General features: G+C 73.3%; 27 protein-coding genes and 1 pseudogene. 10 read left to right on the plus strand and 18 right to left on the minus strand.

Translation table 11 applies throughout. The annotated features are described in order from the left end of the window. Positions 1–169: 169 nt before the first annotated feature. The 5 genes from ACH4XV_RS33280 to ACH4XV_RS33300 form a co-directional block, all read right to left on the minus strand. Positions 170–394 carry a hypothetical protein gene (locus ACH4XV_RS33280; RefSeq protein WP_395796042.1) on the minus strand — a complete coding sequence of 75 codons (225 nt, stop codon included), beginning with the start codon at positions 392–394 and terminating at the stop codon, positions 170–172. Between the two features lie 5 nt (positions 395–399). Beyond that, a complete protein-coding gene (locus tag ACH4XV_RS33285) occupies positions 400–819 on the minus strand; it encodes a hypothetical protein (protein WP_395796043.1) in 420 nt (139 codons plus the stop codon). Positions 820–1,009: 190 nt separating this feature from the next. After that, positions 1,010–2,569, minus strand: a complete 1,560-nt coding sequence (locus tag ACH4XV_RS33290) for a sensor histidine kinase (protein WP_395796044.1) — start codon at positions 2,567–2,569, stop codon at positions 1,010–1,012. 20 nt (positions 2,570–2,589) lie between these two features. Further along, the gene (locus tag ACH4XV_RS33295) at positions 2,590–3,285 is read right to left on the minus strand and encodes a response regulator transcription factor (RefSeq protein WP_395796045.1); all 696 of its coding nucleotides are present in this window, start codon (positions 3,283–3,285) and stop codon (positions 2,590–2,592) included. Between the two features lie 338 nt (positions 3,286–3,623). After that, positions 3,624–4,085, minus strand: coding sequence for a hypothetical protein (locus ACH4XV_RS33300; protein WP_395796046.1), 462 nt, complete (start codon positions 4,083–4,085; stop codon positions 3,624–3,626). A gap of 288 nt (positions 4,086–4,373) precedes the next feature. Here ACH4XV_RS33300 and ACH4XV_RS33305 point away from each other — a divergent pair, with 288 nt between their 5' ends. From ACH4XV_RS33305 to ACH4XV_RS33315, 3 genes are all read left to right on the plus strand, one after another. Then, positions 4,374–5,219, plus strand: coding sequence for an SAM-dependent methyltransferase (locus ACH4XV_RS33305; protein ID WP_395796047.1), 846 nt, complete (start codon positions 4,374–4,376; stop codon positions 5,217–5,219). 106 nt (positions 5,220–5,325) lie between these two features. After that, entirely contained in the window at positions 5,326–5,829 is a 504-nt protein-coding gene (locus tag ACH4XV_RS33310; RefSeq protein WP_395796048.1) for a PH domain-containing protein, read from the plus strand. Between the two features lie 191 nt (positions 5,830–6,020). Beyond that, positions 6,021–6,803 (plus strand): SAM-dependent methyltransferase, encoded by a 783-nt coding sequence (locus tag ACH4XV_RS33315; protein ID WP_395796049.1) that lies wholly within the window; start codon positions 6,021–6,023, stop codon positions 6,801–6,803. Positions 6,804–6,826: 23 nt separating this feature from the next. Here the strand turns inward: ACH4XV_RS33315 and ACH4XV_RS33320 are convergent, their stop codons facing one another. From ACH4XV_RS33320 to ACH4XV_RS33330, 3 genes are all read right to left on the minus strand, one after another. Continuing rightward, positions 6,827–7,234, minus strand: coding sequence for a VOC family protein (locus tag ACH4XV_RS33320; protein WP_395796050.1), 408 nt, complete (start codon positions 7,232–7,234; stop codon positions 6,827–6,829). 10 nt (positions 7,235–7,244) lie between these two features. After that, positions 7,245–7,685 carry a helix-turn-helix transcriptional regulator gene (locus ACH4XV_RS33325; RefSeq protein ID WP_395796051.1) on the minus strand — a complete coding sequence of 147 codons (441 nt, stop codon included), beginning with the start codon at positions 7,683–7,685 and terminating at the stop codon, positions 7,245–7,247. A gap of 282 nt (positions 7,686–7,967) precedes the next feature. Then, on the minus strand, positions 7,968–9,143 hold the full coding sequence (locus ACH4XV_RS33330) for an isochorismate synthase MenF (RefSeq protein ID WP_395796052.1): 1,176 nt from the start codon (positions 9,141–9,143) through the stop codon (positions 7,968–7,970). A gap of 505 nt (positions 9,144–9,648) precedes the next feature. Here ACH4XV_RS33330 and ACH4XV_RS33335 point away from each other — a divergent pair. Then, positions 9,649–10,911 (plus strand): hypothetical protein, encoded by a 1,263-nt coding sequence (locus tag ACH4XV_RS33335; RefSeq protein WP_395796053.1) that lies wholly within the window; start codon positions 9,649–9,651, stop codon positions 10,909–10,911. Positions 10,912–10,974: 63 nt separating this feature from the next. Here the strand turns inward: ACH4XV_RS33335 and ACH4XV_RS33340 are convergent, their stop codons facing one another. Further along, a complete protein-coding gene (locus ACH4XV_RS33340) occupies positions 10,975–11,796 on the minus strand; it encodes an SAM-dependent methyltransferase (RefSeq protein WP_395796054.1) in 822 nt (273 codons plus the stop codon). 132 nt (positions 11,797–11,928) lie between these two features. Further along, a complete protein-coding gene (locus ACH4XV_RS33345) occupies positions 11,929–12,732 on the minus strand; it encodes an RNA polymerase sigma factor (RefSeq protein WP_395796055.1) in 804 nt (267 codons plus the stop codon). A 692-nt stretch (positions 12,733–13,424) separates the two neighbouring features. On the opposite strand from ACH4XV_RS33345, the gene ACH4XV_RS33350 reads away from it, so the two are divergent. Continuing rightward, positions 13,425–13,901, plus strand: coding sequence for a hypothetical protein (locus ACH4XV_RS33350; RefSeq protein ID WP_395796056.1), 477 nt, complete (start codon positions 13,425–13,427; stop codon positions 13,899–13,901). Beyond that, entirely contained in the window at positions 13,898–14,635 is a 738-nt protein-coding gene (locus tag ACH4XV_RS33355; protein WP_395796057.1) for a hypothetical protein, read from the plus strand. Before ACH4XV_RS33350 ends, ACH4XV_RS33355 begins: the two co-directional genes overlap by 4 nt. Before the next feature lie 57 nt (positions 14,636–14,692). Here ACH4XV_RS33355 and ACH4XV_RS33360 read toward each other — a convergent pair whose 3' ends face one another. Both ACH4XV_RS33360 and ACH4XV_RS33365 read right to left on the minus strand, forming a co-directional pair. After that, positions 14,693–15,346, minus strand: coding sequence for a GNAT family N-acetyltransferase (locus ACH4XV_RS33360; RefSeq protein ID WP_380009354.1), 654 nt, complete (start codon positions 15,344–15,346; stop codon positions 14,693–14,695). Positions 15,347–15,517: 171 nt separating this feature from the next. Beyond that, positions 15,518–16,906 carry a salicylate synthase gene (locus ACH4XV_RS33365; protein WP_395796058.1) on the minus strand — a complete coding sequence of 463 codons (1,389 nt, stop codon included), beginning with the start codon at positions 16,904–16,906 and terminating at the stop codon, positions 15,518–15,520. A gap of 317 nt (positions 16,907–17,223) precedes the next feature. Here ACH4XV_RS33365 and ACH4XV_RS33370 point away from each other — a divergent pair. Continuing rightward, positions 17,224–18,453 (plus strand): annotated as a pseudogene (locus ACH4XV_RS33370) (amidohydrolase family protein); the annotation flags it as partial. 37 nt (positions 18,454–18,490) lie between these two features. Here ACH4XV_RS33370 and ACH4XV_RS33375 read toward each other — a convergent pair. After that, the gene (locus ACH4XV_RS33375) at positions 18,491–18,841 is read right to left on the minus strand and encodes an STAS domain-containing protein (protein WP_395796059.1); all 351 of its coding nucleotides are present in this window, start codon (positions 18,839–18,841) and stop codon (positions 18,491–18,493) included. A 226-nt stretch (positions 18,842–19,067) separates the two neighbouring features. Beyond that, positions 19,068–19,667 carry a TetR/AcrR family transcriptional regulator gene (locus ACH4XV_RS33380; protein WP_395796060.1) on the minus strand — a complete coding sequence of 200 codons (600 nt, stop codon included), beginning with the start codon at positions 19,665–19,667 and terminating at the stop codon, positions 19,068–19,070. 99 nt (positions 19,668–19,766) lie between these two features. On the opposite strand from ACH4XV_RS33380, the gene ACH4XV_RS33385 reads away from it, so the two are divergent. Then, positions 19,767–20,603 carry a class I SAM-dependent methyltransferase gene (locus ACH4XV_RS33385; protein WP_395796061.1) on the plus strand — a complete coding sequence of 279 codons (837 nt, stop codon included), beginning with the start codon at positions 19,767–19,769 and terminating at the stop codon, positions 20,601–20,603. A gap of 193 nt (positions 20,604–20,796) precedes the next feature. Beyond that, positions 20,797–21,606, plus strand: a complete 810-nt coding sequence (locus tag ACH4XV_RS33390) for a hypothetical protein (protein WP_395796062.1) — start codon at positions 20,797–20,799, stop codon at positions 21,604–21,606. A gap of 51 nt (positions 21,607–21,657) precedes the next feature. On the opposite strand, the gene ACH4XV_RS33395 is transcribed toward ACH4XV_RS33390, so the two are convergent. The 3 genes from ACH4XV_RS33395 to ACH4XV_RS33405 all read right to left on the minus strand — a co-directional run bounded on the left by ACH4XV_RS33395 (position 21,658) and on the right by ACH4XV_RS33405 (position 24,430). Then, positions 21,658–22,617: a GlxA family transcriptional regulator gene (locus ACH4XV_RS33395; protein ID WP_395796063.1), complete on the minus strand. Its 960-nt coding sequence runs from the start codon at positions 22,615–22,617 to the stop codon at positions 21,658–21,660. 98 nt (positions 22,618–22,715) lie between these two features. Beyond that, on the minus strand, positions 22,716–23,579 hold the full coding sequence (locus ACH4XV_RS33400; RefSeq protein ID WP_395796064.1) for an oxidoreductase: 864 nt from the start codon (positions 23,577–23,579) through the stop codon (positions 22,716–22,718). Positions 23,580–23,620: 41 nt separating this feature from the next. Beyond that, a complete protein-coding gene (locus ACH4XV_RS33405; protein WP_395796065.1) occupies positions 23,621–24,430 on the minus strand; it encodes an SDR family oxidoreductase in 810 nt (269 codons plus the stop codon). Between the two features lie 101 nt (positions 24,431–24,531). On the opposite strand from ACH4XV_RS33405, the gene ACH4XV_RS33410 reads away from it, so the two are divergent. Beyond that, positions 24,532–25,374 (plus strand): helix-turn-helix transcriptional regulator, encoded by an 843-nt coding sequence (locus ACH4XV_RS33410; RefSeq protein ID WP_395796066.1) that lies wholly within the window; start codon positions 24,532–24,534, stop codon positions 25,372–25,374. Between the two features lie 60 nt (positions 25,375–25,434). On the opposite strand, the gene ACH4XV_RS33415 is transcribed toward ACH4XV_RS33410, so the two are convergent. Beyond that, the gene (locus ACH4XV_RS33415) at positions 25,435–25,635 is read right to left on the minus strand and encodes a hypothetical protein (RefSeq protein ID WP_395796067.1); all 201 of its coding nucleotides are present in this window, start codon (positions 25,633–25,635) and stop codon (positions 25,435–25,437) included. Positions 25,636–25,653: the final 18 nt, after the last annotated feature.

Raw genomic sequence — 25,653 nt, forward strand, 5'->3', positions numbered from 1 at the left:
GGGGCCGGCGGATGGACGTGGGGCCGGCGGGCCGCTCGTGCGGCCCGCCGGGGTGTACGTTCCGGGCTTCGTGGGTCGGTGGGGCCGTGAGGTTCCGGGGCCCGCGAGATCCCGGCCCGGTGAGGTCCCCGGCCGTATGGTCCGGGCACCGCGAGGTCCTGCGGGGCCGTCAGCCCGGCGGGTCCTCTGCCGCCGTGGCGTCCTGGTCGGCGCGGTCGGCGGCCTTTTCCGCCTCGGCCACCATCGAGGACATGTCCGAGGGCGCGTCGGCGGGCGTGACCTGGCTGCCGGCCGGTTTCGACCCGTTGTCGCCGCCGTCGGAGCCGCCGCACCCGGTCAGGGTGACACCGAGGGCGAGCGCCGCCACGACGAGTGCGCCGATCCGGCGGCGCACGCCGGTCACTTGCCCGCGGCGGACGGCTGCGTGTCACACCACGTCTTGACGTTCGCCAGGTCGGCCTTGCGCTGCTTGAGTTCCGGCAACAGACGCTGACGCGTCGTCAACTTGTCGTTCAGGTAGGTCTTCACGGCCGGGCGGTTGAGCTTGTCCGCCTCGGCGATGCGCGCCTGCAGGTGTGCGATGGACCCCTTGACGGTCGCGTCGCCGCCCAGCCGCTCGATCGACTTGGTCAGGCGCGTGTCGATGGTCGGCACCCGCTTGCAGATGCCCGGCTTGTGCTTGTCGCCGGCGGGCGTCGGGCCCGCCTGGGCGGCCGGTGCCCAGACCAGGGCGCCGACGGTGGTCAGGGCGGCGAGCGCGCCCAGAGTGGCGAGGCGCCGGGGCGCGCGGGCGCGCGAAGTGGTGGTACGGCGAGACATGGTGGATCTCCCGAGTTCACGGTTCACCGCCCCGCTGCGGGGTGGCGTGCCGCGAGAGTAGGTCGCCGATCTGTGGGGTTCTTGTGAGCGGTCTGTGCGGTTCTTGTGAAGCCGGACTCGGCCGGGGAGTCGCCGGATCCCGTCGGTCTCCCGGCCGTTTCGCGGCTCTTCCCCCAGGCCGTTTCGAGGCTCACTTCACGCTTGGGACCGCCCCCGGTTCGCGGGTCAGCCAGTCGTGCCGGATCCCGTCGTCGCCAGCCGCTTCCGCCGCCGGGTGCCGCAGTGGGAGTACGACCTCGACGCGCGTACCGACGCCCTCGGGCGGGTCGGTGACCGTGACCCGGCCCCGGTGCAGCTCGACCTGCTGGGCGACCAGGGTCAGTCCCAGACCTGCTCCCGGACTGTCCGGTCCGCGCCGGAACCGCTCGAAGACCTCCGCGCGGCGGTCGACCGGAATCCCCGGGCCGGCGTCGTCCACCCTGATCCGGGCGCCGTCGGGTACCGCCTCGACGGCGACCCGGATCGGGGTCGGCCCGTGCGGGCCGCGCCCGTGCACGAGTGCGTTGCCGATCAGGTTGTCCACGACCAGGCGCAGTCCCGGACGCAGGCCGTCGACCCGGACCTCGCCGGAGCCGACCACCTCGACCTCCGCGCCGGGCCGGCGGATCCGCGCGTCGTGGGCCGCCTCGTGGGCGAGTTCGACCAGGTCCACCTGTTCGAAGGGTTGCGCGTCGGCCAGGTCGCCCTGGGCGAGTGCGCGCAGCGAGGCGAGCAGGGACAGGATCCGCTCGTGGCCGGCGGTCAGGTCGGCCAGTACCTCGACGCGCTCGTGCGGCGCCAGGTCGGGGTAGGCCGCGAGCACGTCGAGGTCGGTACGCATCCCGGTGAGCGGCCCGCGCAGTTCGTGATCGACGGTCGCGGCGAACGCGCGCGCCGTGTCCAGGGCGTCCCGGGTCCGCGCGGTCTGTACGTCGTAGCGCCCGAGCACGTCGGCGAGGGTGCGACCGAGTTCGTCCACCTCGGCCACCCCCGACGGGACGTGTACGTCGGGCCGCGCCCGGTCGTCCGGTTCGATCGCCGCCGCCCGTCGACGCAGCGCCCGCAACGAGCGGGTGGTCGTGCCGGCGACGACCAGGCCGGCGAGGGCGGAGATCGGTACGGCGAACAGCGCGACCACGAACACCCGGCGACGCAGCAGCGCGGTACGGGCCTCGGTCTCCGCCGTCGGCTGGAACACCCGCAGCGTCGCGGGCGCCCCGGCGCGGGTGGCGCCCAACGGTCGGGTGATCACGCGCCAGGCCTTGCCGCCGGAGCGCACGGTGACCGGCCGCCCGGACCGCCGATTCTCCGGCAGCGCCACCTCGGGCGGCGGTTGCGGCCCGGCGGCGACCGGCCCACCGGGCAACTCGACGCGCACCCCGACGTCGAGCGCCCCGTCGAACAGCCTGGTCTCCCGGGCCCGCACGGCGTTTTCCCGGTCGTTCTCGACGGCCCGCAGCAACGCCCGCGCATCCGGAGCAAGCCGATCGGCGCGCTGCCGCAACGTGACGTCCTGACGGTGAGTCACATCAGCGGTGACCCACCGCACAACCAGACTCCCGGCCGCGATCACGAGGAGGGGCACCAGGACGCCGACGGCAAGCGCGATCCGGGAGGACAACCGCATCGACAGTTGCCGGCGCCGGGGCGGGGAGGGCACGCCCGGGGGACGACGGTCGGTCTCGGTGGTCGGGGTGACCCCGCCCGCCATATTCACCGCCTCTGCCGCCTTCACCGCCGGCCGTCCGACACCCGGAGCACGAAGCCCACCCCGCGCACGGTGTGCAACAGGCGCGGCCTGCCACCGGCCTCCAGCTTGCGACGCAGGTAGCTCACGAAGGTGTCGACCACATCGGTCCGCACCTCGAAGTCGTAGCCCCACACCCGGGCCAGCAGCTGGTCCCGAGTCAGAACCAGCCCGGCATTACGCACGAACACGTCGAGCACCGCGAACTCGCGAGCGGTCAGGTTCACCGGCTCACCGTCGTAGGTGGCCAGATACGCGGCACCGTCCAGGGTCAGCGGCCCCGCCCGCAACACCCGATCCCCGGCCGGGGCGGGCGGTCGACGACGCAGCAGCGCACGCAGCCTGAGTTCGAGTTCACGCAGGTCGAAGGGCTTGACCAGATAGTCGTCCGCACCCGATTCCAGCCCGGTGATCCGATCGACGGTCTCGTCCCGAGCGGACAACATCAGCACCGGGGTATCCACCCCGCGCTCACGCAACGCGGCACACACCTCGATCCCGGTAAGCCCCGGCATGGCCACGTCCAACACGATCGCCTGCGGCGCCGCCTGCCCCCCGAGCCCCTCCCCGGTCCCGACCGCAGCCAGGGCCGCCGCCCCGTCCGAGGCCAACTGCACCCGATAGCCGGCCAACCGCAGCCCCCGCTCAAGGGCACGCCGAATGGCGGGATCATCATCCACGACCAACACCCGAGCCGCCCCCACAGCCCCCTCCCCCTCAACCACCCACCATCACCCCAAACTCACCGGCCCGCCCAAGGTGGTCGGACCCTACGCCGGGAGTATCCCCCGCCCACGCACCTCCGGGGACGGGGGCGCCGGGGGCGATCGGGGCGAGAGCCCACCGGGGGCCGGCCGAGGGAGTGGGACGTACCCGGCGGGCGGCGCGCCTCGGGACACGGATGGCCAGTGCGGCGCGGCTCCAAGCCGGAGGTGGCCCACCACCGACCCGGACCCGCCCCGCACTGCCACCCGCAGCCCACCGCGCCGCGCCGCGCCGCGCGCCGGCCTCGGTCCCGTCAGCCGATTGGGGCGTCTCCTGGGAGGCCGGCGTCGATGGCGACGTTGCCCGGGGCCAGGCGGCAGACCATCCACTTGCCGTGTTCTCGGCGCAGGTCGACCCAGTAGGGCGACGGCGAATGGTCGGCGCCGGTGATCGAGACGTTCACCGTGGCCAGGTCGTCCTCCCTCGTGGAGTTGACGAACGAGAACGTGAAGTCGGCGCCCTCGCCCGCCACCACGCGGCGGGTGTCCTCCTCGCGCGCGCCGTCGCAGGCGCCGTGGAACGCGGTCGCCGGTCGGCCGGCGGCGACCGCGTGCAGGTAGTCGCGCGTGGTGTCGTGCCACGGGCGGTCGAAGTCGGCCCCCGACGCCGAGCAGGAGATCATCACGACGGCTGCCAAAGCCGGTGTGGCGCCGCGCACGGCCCGCGACACCACCGTTCGCCACCAGGCGCAACGCCCCACGTTTCCCCCGCTCATCGCCACGATCGCTGGATGGTAGCGCGAACTCCCGTGAGAACAACCGGGCTTCGTGTCGGCAATCGCAGGGGCTTTGATTGACGCGGCGGCACGTGGTCTTTCCGCTCTCCGATTCGCATTTCGGACAGGTGCGTTGGGGCGACCCGCCCACCCCCAAAAAGCTGATGATTGCCGAATCTCGGTCACCGGTGACGAAGCCGACTAACGTCGAATTCGGTACATCCGAGCGAACCTGCCGTCGGGCGAACCCCGGCGGCGGCGCATGAGTGAAGGGCGAAGGTGGCGGTGATGAGTCACGAGAGCGCGGTCGCGGCTGCCGAGGCGGCGCGGCGTTACTACGGCACTGGTGACGTCGACGGGTTCTATCGGGCGGTGTGGGGCGGCGAGGACATCCATACCGGCGTGTACGCCCGCGCCGACGAATCCGTGGCGGTCGCGTCACGCCGCGCCGTCGAGCTGGCGGCGGATCGGGTCGCCGGGCGGCTCGGGCCGGAGCATACGGTGTTGGACCTGGGCTCGGGGTACGGCGGGCCGGCTCGCTACCTGGCCGGGCGGTTCGGGTGTCGGGTCGTTGCGCTCAACATCAGCCCGACGCAGAACGCCCGGCATCGTGACACCAACGTCGAGGCCGGCCTCGACGGGCTGATCGAGGTCGTCACCGGGTCGTTCCAGGACATCCCGTATCCGGCGGGGCAATTCGACGTGGTGTGGTCGCAGGAGGCGTTCTGCCATTCCGGCGATCGGCGGCAACTCCTGGCCGAGGCCGCGCGTGTGCTGGCCCCGGAGGGAGACCTGGTCTTCACCGACCTGATGGCCGCCGACGGCACCCCGCCCGAGGCGCTGCGCTCCGTGCTGGCCCGGCTCGAGGTGGCCGAGTTCGCCACGCCGTCGTTCTACCTGCGCGAGATCGCCGCGCTGGGCCTGACCCACATCGACTTCGACGACCGCAGCGAGCAGGCACTCACCCACTACCTGCGCCTGACCGAGGAGACCCGCCGGCGCGCCGACGAACTCCGCGACGTGATCGACCCGACCTACCTGGCCACTCTCCAGGAGAACCTGCCGCTGTGGGTCGACGCCTGCCGCAGCGGCCGGATGACCTGGGGCATCTTCCACTGCCGCCGTGCCGCCTGAGATCCCGGCAACGTCGCATACCCCGTCGTTGCCGAAGGCGGGAAGACTTCTCAGGCACCCGTCAAGGCGCGCCGACGGGGCCCTTTCGGGCCTCTAGCCTGGGCGAATGGACACGCTCGAATACCGGATCACCCCTCGGCGACGGGAGTGGATCGCCGCTGCCGCCGCGGCCGGCGTCGGGCTCGCCGCGGCGCTGTGGGTGACCGTGGATCCGGGGTGGGCGCACTTCCTGCGCCGCTCGGTCGCCGGTGACGTCAGCCGCTGGTACATCCCGATCTGGATGGGCCTGGTGGTCCTCGCGCTCGTCCCGCCCCTCATGGTGCGCAGCGCGGTGGCGCGTACCCGGCTCACTCCCGAGGGCATCACCGACCGCGGGCTCTTCCGTACCCGGTTCGTTCCCTGGGCCGAGGTCACCGACCTCTCGATCCGGGTGATTGCCCCGAATTACCTCACCCGCCGCATCCGGGTCCGCCGCCGGCACGGCCGCCCCGTGTATCTGTCCGGCGTCCAGGACCGGGTGGCGGCGGACGGCCTGGCGGACCCCTGCGCGGCCATGGTCGGCTACTGGCGCGAAGCCCTCGACCCGCACCCGTCGGCGCACCACCGCTGACCGGCGCCGGGGCGGGCGGGACGACGCCGGGCAGCGCCGGACGGGCCCGAACAACGCAACGCGGTCGGCAAAGCGGACGAACGGCCCGGCGCGGTTGTCGGATTCGAAACTCGCTTATACGTTCCTGAGATGCAGGACCGTGTGCCTGCCGGCCCCAGCGCGTTACCAGTCGAAGTCAGGAGTGGCCGAGGATGGTTCAGGTGGATACGACGGTGCCGCATTCGGCACGGATGTACGACTACGTGCTCGGCGGCAAGGACAACTATCTCGCCGACCGGGAGGCCGCCGAGGAAGCCCTCAAGGTGTGGCCGGGGCTGTGGACGAGCATGCGGGTCAACCGGGCGGTGATGCGCCGCATGGCGCACTGGCTGGCCGCCGAGGCCGGCATCCGCCAGTTCCTCGACATCGGCACCGGCATCCCCACCTCGCCGAACCTGCACGAGGTGGTGCAGGAGACCGCCCCGGAGTCCCGGGTGGTGTACGTCGACAACGACCCCATCGTGCTCGTGCACGCCCGCGCGCTGCTGAGCAGCGCCCCGGAGGGCCGCACCTCCTACGTCGAGGCCGACATGCGCAAGCCCGACGCGCTGTTCTCGACCCCCGAGTTGTGCGACACCCTCGACCTGAGCCAACCGGTCGCGGTGACGGTCATCGCGATGTTGCAGTTCGTCGAGGACGCCGCCGGGCTGATCGAGAAGCTGACCGCGCCGCTGGCCCCCGGCAGCTACCTGGCCATCACCGCCGCGACGGCCGACCTGGCCAAGGGCTCGACCGCGCTGGCCGAGGTGTACAACCGCCGGGGCGTGCCGATGTATCTGCGCTCCCGGGAGGAGTTGACCGCCCTGTTCGCCGACCGGTGCGACCTCGTCGAGCCGGGTGTCGTGCCGATGCAGCACTGGCACCCCGTCGAGGGGGAGGAGCCGGTCGGCGTCGAGGACACCAACATGTTCGCGGGTGTGGGCCGGCTGCGCTGAGACGACCGGGAAGGCGAGCGGTGCTACTCCTTGGCCTGCTGGATCCGGACCATGTTGCCCGAGGGGTCGCGGAACGCGGAGTCGCGCGGTCCCCACGGCTGATCGATCGGCTCTTGCAGGACCTCGGCGCCGGACGCCCGGACCCGCTCGAAGGTCGCGTCGAGGTCGTCGGTGCTGAAGACGGTCATCGGCAGCATGCCCTTGACGAGCAGCTCCTGAAGGGCGTCGCCGTCGGCCTGGGAGCGGCCGGCGTGCGGTTCGGAAAGCACGATCTCGAGGTCGGGCTGCGTGGCGCTGCCGAGGGTGACCCAGCGAAAGTCGCCGGAGGCGACGTCGTTGCGCAGTTCGAGGCCGAGCGCGTCGCGGTAGAAGCCGAGCGACTCGTCGACGTCGTTCACGGTGATGTGGCAGTACTGGAGTGCGATCTTCATGCGCCCCACGCTAGCCGGCGTCGTCGGGACCCGCTTCTCGAATCCTGCTCGGTCCGCCCCGGGCCGGCCGGGTCCGCATCTTGGCCACGCACGCGGGCATGGCCACCACCGCAGGGTGTTCCCGGCCGCGGTAGGCGCTCGGAGTCTCGCCGACGATCTCGGTGAACCGTGAGCTGAAGGAGCCGAGCGAGGTACAGCCGACGGCCATGCACGCCTCGGTCACCGTCATCCCGCCGCGCAGCAGCGCCATCGCCCGCTCTATGCGACGGGTCATGAGGTAGCTGTACGGGGTCTCGCCGTAGGCGGCCCGGAAGCGCCGGGAGAAGTGCGCCGGCGACATGAGCGCCCGGCGGGCCATCGTCGGCACGTCGAGCGGTCGCGCGTACTCCCGGTCGATCAGGTCCCGCGCACGCCGCAGGTGGGCCAGATCGGCCAGCTCTTCCGGAGTCATGACGCCCACGCTACCGCCGGTTGCCGACATACCCGACGACCTGCGCGAACGGGACCGTGAGCGGGACCGCGAACACCACCCGGAGGATGCCGCCGAGACGGAGCGCACGCCCAAGTCCGGCGAGACCGGCCCAACCGCTTCGGCGAGTACATACGGATCTCCGAATCGGGGTGGTCGCCACGGGACCCGGCAGGGCCGGGTCGTGGACTGGTCCACCGCCCTCCCACGTCTCAACCGATCGGTTTGTCTGGGCGAGGGTGTGTCTCGCACGCCGGCGTGTCCTCACGCGTGGCGCGGTGGCACCGGGACCAGGCGGTGCTCCACCGGGAGTGGGCCGAGGGCGTCGAGCATGGTGGCGAACTTGGCGCTGGTCTCCGCGAGTTCGGCCTCCGGGTCGGATTCGGGCAGGATGCCCGCGCCCGCCCACAGCCGGATGCCGTAGCGGCCGACCACCGCGCAGCGCAGCGCGATGATCCAGCGGCCGTCGCCGTGCCGGTCCATCCAGCCGACGAGGCCGCTGTAGTAGCCGCGCGGGTGGGTCTCCAGGTGGTCGATCAGGGTCCGGGCCGCCGCGCGCGGCAGTCCGCACACCGCCGGGGTCGGATGCAGCAGCGCCGCGAGCGCCAGTGCGCTGGGCACCGGGGGGCGCAGTCTGGCCTGGATCCGGGTGGACAGGTGCCACACCCGCGCGGTGGCCACCACGTCCGGCCGGTCGGGGATGTCCAGCCTCGTGCACAGCGGGGTCAGCACCCGGCGCAACTCGTCCACCAGCAGGGCGTGTTCGCGCCGCTCCCTGGCCGAGCCGAGCAACTCGGCCGCCCGGGCCCGGTCCAGTGCGGGATCGGGGTGTCGCGGGGCGCTGCCGCCCATCGGGTTGAGCAGGAGTCGGTCGCCGTGTCGGGACAGGAGCAGTTCCGGCGAGGCCCCCACCAGGGTGCGCCGGGGCCCGCGCACGCCGGGGCGGTGGGCGTCGGGTCCGGGCGCGCAGGGGTCGAGGTCGAGCCGGAAGACGTGTCCGCCGGGGTTGTTGCGGTACAGCCGATCCAGCGTCACCGTGGGGTCGAATCGGCCCGCCAGGGTGAGGCTGCGGGCCAGCACCACCTTGCGCGCGTCGCCGGCGCGCAGCCGCCGCACCACCTCGGTGACCGCGGCCAGGTAGGCGGGGTCGGCGGCCGACGGTCCGGCCGGCCGGGGCGGGGCCGCTCCGCAGGTCGCGACGGTGGTGCGGGCCGTGCTGTACATGCGGCCGACGGCCAGCACGGCGGGGGTGTTCTCGTCGAAGGGGAGCGCACCGACCACACACCGGCCGGGCCCGGCGTGCCGCAGCGCCCGCTCGGCGCTCTGCGCGACACGGGCGAACTGGCCCGGACCGGGCCGGACCCGCAGCGGCGGCCCGGGGTGGGCGCGCAGCAGGTGTCGGGAGGTGGCGAGCAGGAAGCGGGCCGGGCCGAGGGGCATCGTCGACTCCTGTTCCGCGCGACGCCGACCGGCCGTGTACGGGCGGCGCCGCCGCCGACGTGGCAGCTGTACGGGATGTCGCGGCGGGCAGGATCGACCACGGGAACGAGCCGCGCGGCTCACCGCCGTCCCGCCAGTGCAACATCCCGCCACGGGTCGGCGACAGGGCGCGCGGGGGTGGTGTGCCCGCGTCCCGAAGCACGGCGGCCCATCCTGCGCGCCGGACGGAATCGGCCTGCCGTACCCCGCCCCCGACCGGTACGGACGGGGGCGCCTCGCGGGGCGTTCCGCCGCACCCCGCGGGCGGATTCGCGCGTTTTCGTACCAGCCGGCCGGCCCTCGCCCGTTCGCCCGGATTCTGCCCTCCGGCCGCCGGCTCCCGCGGCGCGCAGGGGAGTTCCCCGCGCACCGGGATGCTCCGATGCGCCGGTGGCCGGCACTGGAACCGGCCGTCGGCGGCGCACATCCTGGAAGGGCCATCCGGACGACCGGCAGGGGGGGAGCCGTGATCCACATCGGTGCACGCCCCGGACACGGTCGCGTGATCCGCGTCGTGGTGTTGGGCGAGTATCGGGCGGATCGCCTCGTCGGGCCGCTGCGCCGGGCCGGTGCGGAGGTGGTGGTCCTGGGCTTCCTCGACCTGGCGGCGTACCTGGGCCCCGACGTGTTGTGCGGGCGGTTGCCGGCCGACGCGAGCGACGACACGATCCTGGCGCTGCTCGACGACTGGCGGGCCGACATCACGATCCCGAACATGTGCTCGCCCGGTCAGGAGCAGGCGCTGCGCGGCTACGCCCGGATCGGCCCGCGCCGGCGCGCAAGCGGGCACGAAATGCCGGTACATTCCCGCGAGTTCGCCGTATTGGCCACCGACAAGGTGGCGTTTCACCGGGTCGCCGAGCGGCGCGGCTGGCCGGCTCCGCGCGGCGCGGTCTGTGCCGGTCCCCGCGAGCTGATCACCGCGGCCGACCGGATCGGGCTACCCGCGGTGGTCAAGGAGGCCCGCAGCGAGTCGCTCGCGGGGCGCCGCCACGTGCCCGACCGCCGGGTGCTGCACCGGATCCGGACCGAGCTGCGTTATCCGCTGCTGCTGCAGGAGGCGGTCCGGGGGGAGGAGTTCGCCGTCGAGCTGTTGAGCGGCCCGGCCCGTACCATCGCCTGGCCGATCGCCTCCCTCGGCCCGTTGGACGCCGAGTGCGCGCCGGGCCGGCGGGCCCGGGTGCAACCGGCGACCGTGCCCGAGCGGGCCCGACGCGAACTCGCCCGCGTGATCGCCGATATCGTGCGCACGGCGCGCCCGTTCGGGCCCTGGCAGATCGATTTCGCCGTGTCCGACGACGGCCGCCTGCACCTGATCGAGCTCAACGGCCGATGCGGGGGCGTATCCAACATGAGCTGGGCGTGCACCGGCCTGGATCCGCACGCCGCCCATGTCGCCGCGGTGCTCGGCCGCATGCCGCCGGCGCCGCACCCGCGCCGGGCCGCCCTCGAATTCCCGGTACCCAACGGGGTGTTGCTGCCCGCTCCGCCGCCGGGGATCGACCTGCTCACCTTTCCCGGCAACCCGGGCAACCAGGGCCCGTGGCACTCGGGCGCGCAACGCGTCGTTCTGGCCGTCCCCCGCCACGCCCCGGCACGGGCCCGCGTGTGGCTCCAAAACCTTCCGGCGCAGGCCCTGTCGATCCGCCCTGGGTCGATCGTGACCCAACTCGCCCACGGGATGCGCACCTTGGCCACGGGCAGCGGCACCGTGCCGAACCTTCGTTGAGTTCGACCGGGCCGGGCGCGCCCGGGAGTACCGGAATGCGGACGGCCCGCGTCGAGTGCGCGTTCACGGCTTGCGGGCCACCGCCCCGTAGCAGGAGACGAGGGCGGGTTCGGCGGACGGCTCGGCGGTGGGGTGCCACCGGGACACCGGGACCACGCCGGGCGCCTCCACGTCCCAGCCGTCGAGGAGTTCGGCCACCTCGGCGCGGCTGCGCGGGCGTACGGTGATGCCCGCGTCGGCGTAGGCGCGGACCAGGCCGGCCCAGCCCTTCGGGTCGTAGTCGCCGGTCACGTGCGCGATCACCAGCCGACTGCCCGAGGGCAGCCGCCGGGTCAGCCGGCGCAGCAGGTCGAGCGGGTCCTGATGGTCGGCGACGAAGTGCAGGCTCGACACGAGCAGCATCGCGACCGGCTCGTCGGAGGCCACCGAGCGCGCGAACTCCGGGTGCTCGACGATTGTTTCGGGCCGGCGCGGGTCGGCGTTGAGGTAGGCGGTGCGTCCTCGGGGGCCGCTGGTGAGCAGGGCCTGGGCGTGCGCGAGCACGATGGGATCGTTGTCCACGTAGAGCACCCGGGTCTGGGCCCGCACGGCCTGGGCCGCATCGTGCGTGTTGCGGCCGGCGACCGGGATGCCGCTGCCCACGTCGACGAACTGCCGGATGCCGGACCGGGCCAGGTGCTCGACCGCGCGCAGCAGGAACCCCCGGTTCTCCTCGGCCGTGATCCGCAGGGTGGGAAAGGCCGCGAGCGCCGCCTCGGCCGCCTCGCGGTCGGGGTCGAAGTTGGTCCTGCCGCCCAGGTAGTAGTCGTACATCCGGGCCGGGTGGGCTCGTTCGATGCCGATCTCCAAGGACCTGTCCGTGCCGCGTCCGGGCTCGTCCGCCACCGTCGTCTCCCCCTGGTTGCCGACCGGATCCTCCGCGCGGTACCGGTCGTCGTCCGCCCGATCATCGCGAACCGGCCCCGCCCGCGGGGCACATCCGGGAACTACCCGAAATCGAGGGGACGTCACCGCGCGTCAGTCCGGATCCGGGATCTCCGGCAGGCCCAGGGTGCGGGCGATCGTCTCCTTCGCGTGGCGCACGTTCGAGCGCACGGTGGCGGCGGTCATGCCCAGGAGGCGACCCGCCGTCTCGTCGGAGTACTCCAGGACGTAGCGCAGCGTCATCGCCTCGAACTGCCGGTCCGGCAGTCGGGCGATGGCCCGGAACAGGCCGATGGGCCCATCCAGTTCGGCGAGCTGGTCGCGGGACAGGTGCAGGACGCGGCGGGCGGCTGTCGCGGTGTCCGGGTCGTCCTCGCTCAACCCCTGCATCAGCAGCGCGATCGCGTCGCGCCGGAGTTCGCGCACGGTCTTCTCCCGGATGCCGAGCAGCCGGGCGGCGTCCTGGTTGCTCTGCCCGAGGACCCGGGTGAGCAGGAAGACCTCGTGGTGGTCCCGGGGCAGTTCGTGCACGGCGGTGAACAGCGCGATGCGGTGTTCGAGGGTGTCGAATACCTTCGGCGGCAGGCGCAGCGCCTCGAAGGCGGCCGGATCGAATGCGGCGGTGGACACGAACGCCGAGGTTCGGCCGCTGCGTTGCATGTGGCGCACAATGTGCCGGCGCAACATGCGCCAGGCGAGCGGTTCGACGGGTCCCGACGCGCGCTCCCATACCGTGGCCAGTTCGATCAGGCTTTGTTCGACGACTTCCGCGGCCGGCTCGCGCGCGCCCAGTTCCAGATGTGCGACCCGTAACCACAGGGTGGCGTGCCTACGGTGGAACCGGACGAAATCGGGCGGCAGTTGGCCTTCGGCGGATCGTTCCCCCGGGTTCGTCACGACCCGTCCTTCCTGTTGCGCGGTGGGGTCCGGTGGGGACCTCGCGTCCCCGGCCCGGGGAGGGGCATCCGCGAGCCGGGTTCGAGGACCCGCAGAGGAGGGTGGTCCTGCGTCTCCACGCGGAGACCTCTCTGTTGGCTCCCCGGCCCGTGTGGGCCGGGGCGTCGATGCGGGGCGCGGCGCGCTCCCAGGCACAGCAAACCCTGTGGAGAGCCCGGGTGTGCAAGATGAAGGCTAACTGCGCGTAAGTACGTATTCGCTGTCCGTTGATCGAACAGGCCAGGTTTTGTCATGTTTATGATCATTTATCCGGGATCGACGAGCCCCGTCACACGGTGCCCGCACCACGGTCGCGAGTCGATCGCACACCGAGCGGGTGACCACCACCCGGCGTCGGGTGACCCGGCGAACACGGTTCCGCCGGGCGGGTACCGAGTGTGCCGCATCCGGGGGTCGCGGTCCGCCGTTCGGCGCGGCGAACCCCCCGGATGGGACAAAATACTTCCCGTGCACTTGCACAGACGGCATCCGCGTCCGCTTGGCTGTGTGTCAAGCCCCCTCGAGAGCATCCCGAAGTCCTGTCGATGTCCGCATCGACGGCCTTGCGGATCCGGTCTCGACACGCGCTCCGAACAGGCAAGGACACCCATGAGCGACCATCGGCGCCCGGACCGTCCCCCTCCGACCCGCCCATGAGCCCCACCGACGCCGCGATCGGCGGCGAACCCCGCACGCTGCCCGTATCGTTCCACGCCTACCGTGTGGCACACGCGGGGACCTGGCTCGCCTACGCGCGCGTGCACCTCGACGACCCGGAGCGGGCCCGAACCCTCGTCACCCGAGCGCTCCTCGACCTCGCCCGCACGTGGGCGCACGCGCTGCGCCGCCCCAACGTGCATGTGTACGCCTGGGCCCTGTTCCGGCGACATCTGGACCAGTACGGCCCGCATCCGGCGCGGATCGCCGTCGCGGCCTCGCCGCACATCCCGTCGCTCCCGGGGCGGCACTACGACGTACTGATCCTGCGCACCCGACTGCGCTGCTCCGCAGAGCAGGTCGCGGACCTGCTCGGTACGACCGGCGACGGCGTGCGCTGCGATCTGCGCTGGTCGCTGCGCCGATCAGCCACCCATCCGGGCACGACCGACCCCAGCGAGGACATCCCGTGACCACTCACCCCGACCGTCGCGAACACCGGCCGACCATCGACGAGATGCTGGGCGCGGAAGGCGTCCTCGCGCACGAATACGACGACTACGACCATGCCGAGGCGGAACGGTCCATCGCCGCCGCCCTGTTCGGTGCGTCGGCCCCGGCCGAGGCCGGTACGGACGCCGACGCCGAGTCCGGCCCCCGGGCCGTCCGCGAGCGCGCCGCCCATGAACTCGCCCTGGCCGCGGCCGTCGTGCTCAACGCCGACCAGGCCACCGACGCGCTCCAGCGGTTGTCCACGCTGCACGAGGGCGGGCCGGACGGCGCGCTGGTGTTCGCCTCGCTGCTGTATCTGGCCCACCACGCGGACGGCGCCCGCTTCTGGTGGCAGGTCGCGGCCGGCTGCGGCAACCGCACCGCCGCCCACTGCCTGTACCTCCTGCACCGCAGCCACGGCCAGACCCGCGACGCCGTGCACTGGCGCCGCCGGGCCGAGCGCATGACCGCCCCCGACGCGCCGTGCGAAGTGCCGTGCGCCGCCCGCCCGCTGCTCACCGATCCCGTACGGCACGCGCTGATCGCCGCGAGTCATCGCGGCGCCGATCCTCGGCTGCCGCCGGCCGTCGAGCGGGTCATCCACGGCCTTCCGGTGGACGCGGCCGCGCCCGACTTCGGCGAGGTACCCGTGCCCGACCCCACCCTCCCGCGCGAACTCGCCGTCGCCACCGCCCGGGGAGCCCCCCGACGCTGACCCCGGCCCGGGGAGCGCCGCCGCTCGGCCCGGTGGCGCTCGGCGCCGTGGCGCCGCTCAGCGCGGTGGCGCCGACAGGGGGCGGGTGCCCAGGGTGCGGAACAACTCCTTCGTCATGGCCCGGTTGATCGCCGGGTCACGGCCCTCGACATAGGGGATGCGGGGTGTGTACCCGGTCGCCGCGAACAGCGCGAGCGCACGGATGTTGCGCGCGCCGGTCTCCACCACCAGGCGCCGCGCCCCCGCCTCGGCGGCGGTGTGCTCCAGGGTGGCCAGCAGGCGGCGACCACAACCCCGGCCCCGATGTTCGGGCACCACATACAGCCGCTTGATCTCCGCTGTGCGACTGGGCAGGGTGCGCCAGCCGCCGCAGCCGATCGGCTCGGTGCCGGCGTAGGCCACCACCAACAGGCCTTCGGGCGGCTCCAGATCGCGCGGTTCGGTGGTGTCGGGGTGGTCGGCAAAGCCGTAGAGCGCGACCTGCTGGGCATAGAGCGCGTGCAGCAGGCGCTGGGTGTCGGGATGCGTGTAGGGACGCGGCACGAGGCGTATGTCGCCCGGACCGCTCGGGGCGTCGGCGCCGAACGGCCCGTGGTGGCCCGGAGCGGCCCCCAGGACGGCCCCGCCCTTGGCGCGGTGCGCGAAACCGATCAACGACCTGCTCCTCTCCCGCCGACTCGCGAACCAGTGCTGCGGGACATTCTCCGGCATGTCCCCACGCGACGGACAGTGGTCGAGCCGAACATGCTGCAACCGAGACTTCGGCGATCCGCACAAGGCCCCGGTGCCGCAGGCCCGACCGGCCCCGAAAACGGGTCGGCATCCCTCCCGGGTGACGAGGACCACGATCCGCCACGAACCGGCGGGCGCGGACCCGAAGGGTCAGCGGAGCTTCGGGGAGCCGTTCGGGAGGGGGACGATGTGGGGCGCCGTCGTGGCCAGTTGGTGGCAGGTCTCGCGGTATTCGCGGGGCGGGCGGGAATCGCGGACGATGCCGGCGCCGGCCTGTAGCCACGTGGTGTCGTCCCGGGTGTGGATCATCCGCAGGGCCAGGGTCGCGTCCAACTCCCCGGCCCGACCGACCCGGATCACGGCGCCACCGTAGAGGCCGCGCGGTCCCGGCTCGTGGGCGTCGATCACCGCGTAGGCCGCCGCCCTGGGGACACCGGTCGCGGCGAGGCCGGGGGTCGTCGCGACGAGGGCGTCCCAGGCGCTGTACGGCTGTGCCAGTCGGCCCGACAGGCGCGAGCCGATGTGGTGCACGTTGCCCCGCTCCCGGACCGCCATGAACTCGTCCACGCCGACGCTGTCCGGCTCGCACAGGGCGCGCAGTTCCACCTCGGCGGCGCGGACCGACAGTTCGTGCTCGTGCACCTCCTTGGCGTCCCGCATCAGCGCGCCGCGCCGTCGGGCGTCGAAGGCGGGGTCGCCGTCGCGCGGACACGTGCCCGCGAGCGGTCGCACGGTGACGGTCCGATCGCCGGCGACCTCCACCACGGTCTCCGGGCTGAACCCGACGGCCCGAAGTCCCGGCAGATCCAGCAGGAACGACCGGGCCGGCGTGTTCGCCCGGCGCCCCCGCAGGTAGGTGGCCGGGAAATCGACCGCATAGGGCACGGCCACCCGCCGGGACAACACCACCTTGTCCGCCTCGCCCGCCCGGATCCGCCCCACCGTGGCCGCCACCGCCGCCGTGAACGGCGCGGGATCGTCGTCCTCGACGTCGACCGGCCAACTCGGCGCGGCCGTCGCCCGATCGCCGTCGAGCACGATCCGCGTCACCCGCCGCAACTCCTGGATGTCGCACGCCCACACGGTCAGCGCCGTCTCGTCCACCCCGACCTCGACCCGGGGCACCGTCAGCCGCCCGAGCAGATCCGCGCCCACCGGCAACGCGGCCACGGCCCGCCCGAGTTCGAAGCCCACCCACCCGTAGAGCCGCCAGTCCTCGATCGGCAGCCCGGCCAGGACCGCCTCGATCGCCCTCGCCGGCGACCCCACCCACGGCACACGAGTACATCGCCCCTCACTCGTCCCGACCACGGCGCCGGCATGCACGGCCACCTCCGCGACGGCGCCGCCGGCGAACCACCACTGCCCCTCCCCCTCGTATACGACCGACTCGTCGAACCCCCCGCTCTCGGCCAACCGCACCACGACGTCGAGCGGATCGAACTCCCCCTCGTGGCGCACCCACAGTCGGCGTGAGTCGGTCGCGGGGGCATCGGCGGGCGCGGCGGCGATGATGGCGGCGGCGGAGTCGATGGTCATGGGATGCACCGTCCTCGGATACTGCGGCCGGCCCGAGCCTCGACGCGTCGCACGCGGCGCCCACCCGACCGCACGGATTGAGCGATTTTCACTTAGGTTAGCCTTACCTAACAAGAGACGCCAATGCCATATCGCGGCGCCCCCGCCGGCGCTCGACGCTCCTCGCCGCAAACCAACTTGGCTGCACACCGCACGAGTTGGGTAACCCGCCCATGCGGCATCCGCTCGCCCGCGCACACCGATCGGCCCACAAGTCCACACCGCGAACTCACCCGTTGGGATGGGTTCTTCGGCCTCCCGCGCCGCATCGACGATCGCCATACCGAACAAACCGATACGTTGCCGAAGTCCGCCCTCCCGACTCCGCGCGTCGTATACCAGGAGGCTCCGTGCACACCATCGACCCGGCCGACGAGGGCCGTTCGGCCCGCTGGGGACTCACCCGGCGCCGGTTCGTGATCGCCGCCGGCGGTGTCGCGGTGGGCGGCGCGTTGATCGGCGACGCGATCCGGCCCGGCGCCCGCCCTGCCCACGACCCGTTCGCCGGCCCCCGCCTGCTGAGCACCGGCGAACTCCTCGACGGGGCACGGGTGGCGTACAGCATGGGCCGCAGCCATCGCACGCCGGCCGGGCTCACCCGGTCGCTGGCCCGCGCCGCCGCGCTCGACTGGGACTTCGTGAAGACGTACGTACGGGCTCCCACGTGGCTGATGGCCGAGGCGGCACGGTACGCCCACGACGAGCTGGGCGTACCCGCCGGAAGTCACCTGTGTTCGCCCGGAATCGAGGTGGGCCAGGACCTGACGACCCATCTGAACGCGACCCAGCGCATCGAGTTCGGCCGCGCCGTCTCCGCGACGGGCCACTCGTACCAGGACGTGCACGAGATCTACACCACCGGCGACTTCGCCATGATCGCCACGCCGTTCACCGCACTGCCCCTGATCGGCGCCGACCCGGCCCTGGCCGCGGACGACCGGGTCACCGTGCTGATGCCGCCCTGGCACACCGCGCTCGTCCGCCAACTCGCCGGCCGCCCACCCACACCCGCCCAACTGGCCGCGCTGGGCACCGAGATGGACACCTACCGCCGCATCCTGAACGCCGGCGGCCGGGTCGCCCTGGGCACCGACGCGCCCCTGGTCCCGGTGGGTCTGCACCTGCACCTGGGACTGCGCGCGCTGCATGCGCACGGCCTGTCCCCCGCCCGGGCACTGCGCACCGCCACCGTGCTGCCGGCCCGCCTCTTCGCCGTGGACCGCGACCTGGGCACGCTGGAGACGGGCAGACTGGCCGACCTGACCATCGTGGACGGCGATCCGTTCACCGACTTCGACACCCTGGTCCGCACCGTCTCGGCGGTACGCGGCGGCACCCCCTTCCACCGGGACGACCTGGTCCGTTCCTTCCCGGCGCCCGCCCCCGCCGCCGGCCGGGCCCGGGTCACGCCGCCCGGAGCAGGCCACCACGCCCGACCCGAACCCGAGCCCGCCGACGACTGGTTGGCCATCGCCCTGGAGTTGCAGCGGGACGGCTGTTGCGGCTGAGACCACCGAACCGCGGGCGGGCGAGGACGCGAGTCGGTCAGGGATCGGCGGAGCGCGGCGCTTCGGGGTGTCGGCGCAGCGTGAACAGATGCGTCGTTCCGGTGATGTCGAGCAGGCGGCGGGCCCATTCGCCCAAATCCAGGGTCAGCGTGGTGCCCCGCATGCCGGCCCGGGTACGCGCGTGCAACAGCGCGTGCACGATCGTGCTGTCGCAGAAGGTCACGTCCGCCAGGTCGACGTGCACGTGCTCCGCGCCGCTGTCGAGCACCCGGCCGAGCGCCCGGCACAGTCGCGGACCGGTGGCCACGTCGATCTCGCCGGCGACCCGGAGCAGGACCGGTTCCCCGTCGGCGGTGACGTGCAGACGCAGCAGTTCCGAGGCGGGCACGGGTTGTTGGTACCGCTCGGGTCGGCTCGGCCGCGGCGGTGGCGCGGAGGATCCACACCCGCCGCGGGGCTCGGGGCGACGCGGTCGTCGAGACATGGTCGACTCCCTTGCGTACCGTATGTGTGTTTCGTCGACATCTGTCGGGTTGGTCTGCTCCCAGCATCGGACGCCCCGAAACCCGCGTCAATGAATTCCGGAACCTTATTCCGGAGGTGCGCACCGATGATCAGCGCGGGACCTCCGACACCACACCCGCCAGGAAGGTGCGCACCGCCCGATGCACCGTCTCGCGGGTGGGCGGTGTGCCCTTGCGGTCGGCGAAGAGCAGGTGCCCGGTGCCGACCAGCATGGGCGCGAGCGTGTCGGGATCGGCGTCCGGGACGAGCCGGCCCAGGGCGCGCTCGGCGGCGAGATAGCCGGCGATCATCGCCGTGGCCTCGGTCAGGATCGGCACGCCGGTGGGCGTGGTGCGGCGCAGCCGGGCGCGCAGTTCGTCGCGGGAGACAACCAGGCCGACGATGGCCACGGCGACCGATCCGAACAGGTCGATCAGCGCCTCGGCGAGGTGGTCGGCGACGTCGCCCGACCCGGCCAGGCCGCGCAGCTCGGCCGCGCGGCCGTCGATCCGGGCCACCCGGTCGCGGACGAGTTCGGCGAGGAAGTCGTCGAAGTCGGCGAAGTGCCGATGCAGGACGCCCTTGGCGCAGCCCGCCTCCGTGGTCACCGCCCGGCTGGTCAGCGCGCTCGGCCCGTCCCGGAGCAGGACCCGCTCGCCCGCGTCGAACAGTTGCTTCCGCACGTCGCGCAAAGCCACTCCCGTCGGCATCGTCACTCGCCCCTTCCGGCTCGATCGCCCCACGCCCGCACCCGACGCTCGACCGGGAGGCGATTGACGAGTGGGCAGGCGCCCATTCATAGTGGGCACATGCCCACTATACCGTCGGAGCACGAGCACACCCCCCGCCCCGAACCCCCGATCCCACCCCACCGGCACCGCGAGACGGCGGAGTCGTTCGGCGTGGACGCCGAGCGCTACGACCGGACCCGCCCCCGCTACCCGCAGGCCCTGGTGGACCGCATCGTCGCCGCCGCCCCGGGCCCGGACGTTCTGGACGTCGGCTGCGGCACCGGCATCGTCGGCCGCCGCTTCCGAGCGGCCGGATGTACGGTGCTCGGCGTCGACCCGGACCCGCGCATGGCCGACTGGGCGCGCGGACGCGGACTCGACGTCGAGGTCGCCACGTTCGAGGACTGGGACCCGGCGGGACGCACGTTCGACGCGCTCGTCTGCGGCCAGGCCTGGCACTGGGTGGACCCGGTCGCGGGCGCGGCCAAGGCGGCGCGGGTGCTGCGTCCGGGCGGCCGGCTCGCCCTGTTCTGGAACGCCGCCTCCCCCGAGCCCGAACTCGCCGCCTCCTTCGCCGGGATCCACCGCCGACTGCTGCCCGACGCGCCCGCCGCGCTGCCGACCCCGGCGGCCATCGACCGGGCGTACGCGACCATGTGCGCCCACGCGGCCGACGGCCTCCGGGCGGCGGGCGTGTTCGCCGAACCGGAACAGTGGCGGCTCGACTGGCGGCACACCTACACCCGGGACGAGTGGCTGGACCAGGTCCCCACCATCGGCGTCTACACCCGCCTGGCCCCCGACGTCTCCACCGAACTCCTGGCCGCCTTCGGCGCCGCGATCGACGCGGCGGGCGGCAACGTCCCCGTCGACTACGGCACGCTGACCCTCACCACGACCCGCAGCCCCGCCTGACCGACACGAGCCTTCCTCGCCCCACCGGCGGGCGGAGCCGGGGGTGGTCGGGGGGTTGTGACCTTGGGGCGTGTGCGTGTCTGATGGTCGCACTCATCGCGAGGGGGAGGCGTTCGGTGCCTCCCGCGCCGACCCGTGATGCCGGCTCCGCCGCTGCCGTCTTGTCGCCGTGCCCCGGCTCGGGAGGTCGATCGTGGATCACGAGGGACTTCGGCGCGCCCTCCTGCACCGCATGCTGATCGGATACCGGACCCGGCTGGTCCCGGCCGTACCCGGGCGCGGCTTGGCCGGCGCGGCGAACCGGGTCCCGCGCCAGGAGGACGTCGCCGGCCAGGCCCGGGTGAGTCTGCGCTGGTACGGGCACCTCGAACGGGGCGACCGGGTCGCCTTCGACCCGTATCGGCTCGCCCGGGTCGCGGACACGTTGCGCGTCCCGCACCGCGAGCGCGGACTGCTGCACCTACTGGCCACGGGGCCGGACTCGACGGTGTTCCCCCGGCCCGTCCCCAGGCCGGCTACGGACGTGTCGCACGACGACCGGGAGACCCTGTGCCGGTTGTCCCCCAATCCGGCGATCCTCACCGACCACGCCTGGAACGTGCTCGCCGCCAACGACATGGTGTTCGCCTGCTTCCCCGCGCTGCACCACCGCCGGGCACCGGCGGGCCCGCCGAACGTGCTGGACTGGATCTTCGGCGACGAGGCGGCGGCGACCTTCGCCGACATCGACGCGGTCCGCCGCGACGCGGTCACCACCGCGCAACTCACCTACGTGCGCTACGGCGACGACCCGACGGTCGCCGCACTGGTACGGACCCTGCTGGCCCATCCGGCCGCCGCGACCCGCTGGCACCGGTGTGTACTGCCGTGCAGCCCGCGACCGCGCCACCATGTACGGCTGCGGGTGTTCGGCACGTGCGAGGTGGTGTTCCTGCACCACGAGGACACCGACGGCCGGCACCTGCTGGCCATGCTCCCGGCGGTCGAGTCGCGGCCGTCCTGAGCCGCGAGCCGCAAGCCGCGATCTGCGGCCGGAGCCGGACGCCGGGCGGGGTCAGGGACACGCCGGTTGCGCCGAGCCGAAGGTGCGGCGGTAGGTGTGGGGGCTGACGCCGGTGGTCTTCTTGAAGCGGTCGCGGAAGGCGGTGGGCGAGCCGAACCCGACCTGGGCGCCGATGCGTTCGACCGGGTCGCCGGTGGTCTCCAGGAGGTGCTGGGCCTGGCGGATGCGCGCGCGGTGCAGCCATTGCAGCGGTGTGGTGCCGGTGTGCTCGCGGAAGCGGCGGATCAGGGTCCGGGTGCTGGTGCCCGCCCGGGCGGCGATGTCGGCGAGGGTGAGTTCGGCGCCCAGGTTGTCCCGCAACCACGCGAGCAGCGGCTCCAGGGCCGAACCCTGCGGTGTCGGGGCATGGTCGTGCACGATGAACTGCGCCTGCCCGCCCTCGCGTTCCAGCGGCATGACGGACAGTCGGGCGGCGTCGGCGGCGACCGCCGAGCCGTAGTCGCGGCGGATCATGTGCAGACACAGGTCCATCCCGGCGGCCGCGCCGGCGGAGGTGAGGATGCGGTCGTTGTCCACGTACAACACGTCCGGGTCGACCTCGACGGACGGGTGGTGCTCGGCCAGGAGGTCGGCCGCGATCCAGTGCGTGGTGGCGCGCAGGCCGTCCAGCAGCCCCGTGGCGGCCAGGGGAAAGGTGCCCACGCAGATCGACGCGATCCGGGTGCCGTTCCGCGCCGCCGTGCGCAGCGCCTCGCGCACGGCGGGGCTGAGCGGGGTCAGCGGCTCGGCGGTCCCGGGCACGATGATCGTGTCCGCGCCCGCCAACCCCTCCAGCCCCCACGGCGCCCGCAGAGTGAATAGGCCGGCGTCGACCTCCGGCTGCTCGGCGCACACCCGCACGTCGTAGCAGGGCCGGCCATCCGGGAGCCGGGAGAGGGTGAACACCCCGATCGGGGTGGCCAGATCGAACGGGATCACCCCGTCCAGGGCGAGGATGGCGACGATATGCATGGCAGAAATGTACCCGGCCACCGGAAAACCGCCACGGCCGCACCCGGGGTCGGGCACCGGCCGCGCGCCGCCCGACCCGGCCCGGACACCCGCACGCCTCACCTCTCCGGGGGGAAGTCCGCGCCCAGGCTCACCTGCCGCCACGCCGCGAACCCGTCACGCAGGGCATCCAGTCGGGCGTCGGCGATGTGCACCGCGGCCTCGCCGAGCAGCAGCCGCAGCGGGGGTTCGGGTGCGTCGACCACGGCGGCGATCGCGGCGGCGGCGCGGTCCGGGTCGCCCGGCTGCCGGCCGTACGTCGCCCGCGTGGCGGCCCGACGGGCGCCGGCGGTGTCCGCGTAGTCGGCGATCCGGATGGCGGACTCCCGCATCGAAGGGCCGGACCAGTTCGTCCGGAACGCGGCCGGCTCCACGATGGTCACCCGGATCCCCAGCGGCGCGACCTCGGCGGCCAACGACTCGCACAGGCCCTCCACCGCGAACTTGGTGGCGTGGTAGTAGCCGGTCGCGCCGAACGCGACAAGGCCGCCGATCGAGCCGATGGTGACCACGTGGCCGGACCGCCGGGCGCGCATGCCGGGCAGCACGGCCCGGGTGACGGCGGCGACACCGAGGACGTTGGTGTCGAACAGCCGCCGTATCTCGTCGTCCTCACCCTCCTCGACGGCGGCCAGGTAGCCGTAGCCGGCGTTGTTGACCACCACGTCGATCCGGCCGAACGTGGCCTCGGCGGCGGCCACGGCGACGGCGATCGCCTCGGGGTCGGTGACGTCGAGCGGGAGCACGAGCGCCCGGTCGTCGTACCCGCCGACCGCCTCGGCGACGGCACCCGGATCGCGGGCGGTCAGCACGACCCGATCTCCGCGTTCGAGCGCGTGCAGCGCGATCGCGCGCCCCAGGCCGGACGAACAGCCGGTGACGAACCAAACGGGAGTGGATGCGGAGGAAGCGGGGATGTCCATGGAAACGTCCTTCGTGGATCGATTCTCGGGCGGTATGGGACTCACCCCTGGCCCGTCGGCACCAGGAGCAGTTCCGCGAAGTTGACGTGCGCGGGCGCGGCGACGGCGTGTCCGACGGCGGCGGCCACGTCCTCGGCGGACAGCGGGGTGTTCGCCGTGCGCATCGCGGCCAGTTGCTCGCGGCTCGCCGGGTCGTGCATGTCGTCGCCCAACTCGGTGAGCGTGACACCGGGTTCGATGTTGGCGACCCGTACGCCGCGCGGGCCCAGCTCGGCGCGCAGTCCCCGACTCAGGTGTGCCACGGCGGCCTTGGTCGCGCAGTACACCGACCAACCGGGGAACGGCCGTTGGCCGCCCAACGAGCCGATGTGCACCAGGTCGGCGGGACGTCCGGCCGCCGCGGCGGCCAGCAGGTCGTCGACGAACACCCGGCCCGTGTACAGCAGTCCGGTCAGATTGACGTCGAGCATCCGGTCCCACTCGACCGTCTGCGCCTGCTCGAACGCGCCGCCGAGCATCACCCCGGCCGACGCCACGGCCAGGTCGACGGCGCCGAGTCGCTCGTGCACGACGCCGGCGGCGTGCCGCATCGCCACCAGGTCGCGGACGTCGACGGGCACGGGCACGATCGTGCCGCCGGTGTCGGCGTCGACGCGCTCCTTCGCCAGTGCCTCCAGTCGGTCCGCACGGCGACCGAGGGCGGCGACGTCGGCGCCCGCCGCGGCCAGTACGCGGGCGGTCGCGGCGCCGATGCCGCTGGAGGCGCCGGTGACCACCGCCACCCGGCCGTGCAGGGGAAGCCGAGGGGTCGTGCCGCCGGCGGTGCCGCTGTGTCGTTCGGTGTGTGTCATGGCTCCAGGCTGGCCGGGGTCCACCGGCCGAACCAGGCCGCCGCCCACCCTGGGAGTACCGCACCCTGGCTGCCGGCCTCCCCTCGTCGTACCGTCGAGGCATGGACAGCGACAACGCCCTCGGCACCTTCCTGCGCGCCCGCCGTGAGGCGGTCGACGTGGCGACGACGGGGATCGTGCACGCCGGTCGCCGCCGCACGCCCGGACTGCGCCGGGAGGAGGTCGCGGCGCGGGCCGGAGTCAGTACCGACTACTACGTACGCCTGGAGCAGGGCCGCGAGCGCGGCCCGTCCGAGCAGGTCGTCGACGCGCTGGCCCGCGCGCTGCGTCTGGGGGACGACGCGGCGGAACACCTGCGCCGATTGGCCCGCCCGGCGCCGCGCCGCCGCTCGCCGGTACGGCGGGCCGAGCGGGTGAGTCCGCTGTTGGTGCAAATGATGCAGTCCTGGGATCGGCAGCCGGCCGTCGTGCTGGGCCGCTACATGGACATCCTGGCCGCGAACACGTTGGGCGCGGCGCTGTTCGACGGGCCCGAGCGCAACCTGCTCAGGCTGCTCTTCCTCGACCCGGCCGGGCGCACGTTCTACCCGGACTGGGAGCAGGCGGCGCGCAACACCGTCGCGTCACTGCGCTCGTGCGCGGGCGACGATCCCGGGGACCCGGCGCTGGCCTCGCTGGTGGGTGAACTGTCGCTGCGCAGCCAGGACTTTGCCCGGCTGTGGGCCCGGCACGAGGTGCGCCGCAAGAGCACCGAGGCCAAACGTTTCCGGCATCGCGCGGTGGGCGAACTGGTTTTGTCCTACGAGTCGTTGACGGTGAACAGTGCGCCGGGGCAGCAGTTGGTGGTGTATCAGGCGGAGCCGGGCAGCGCCACCGAGCAGGCGCTGTGCCTGCTCGGCAGCTTGGCGGCGGACCGGGCGGAACCCGAGGACGAGCCCCGATAGGGCGGGTCCGCGAGCCCTATGCCCCGCTGTAGTGGGTGTCCCCGGTCGTCCCGGCCTCCCTCACAGTGGCTTCACCTTGTTCGGCGCGACCGCGACGGTCACCGACCGGGTGCCGCCGAGGAGGCCCGCCAGGGTGAACGTGACCTCCAGTCGGCCGTCGAACCGACTGCCCACGACGACGCCGCGAGCCCCGGCGGGGACGGATTGGGTGAGGCCGCCGCCCAGGTCCCCGACCGCTTCGACATGGGTACCGACGTCCATGGGATGTTCCTCCGTTCG

This window comes from Embleya sp. NPDC020630, from assembly GCF_044334985.1.
In the GTDB taxonomy this organism is placed as follows: domain Bacteria; phylum Actinomycetota; class Actinomycetes; order Streptomycetales; family Streptomycetaceae; genus Embleya.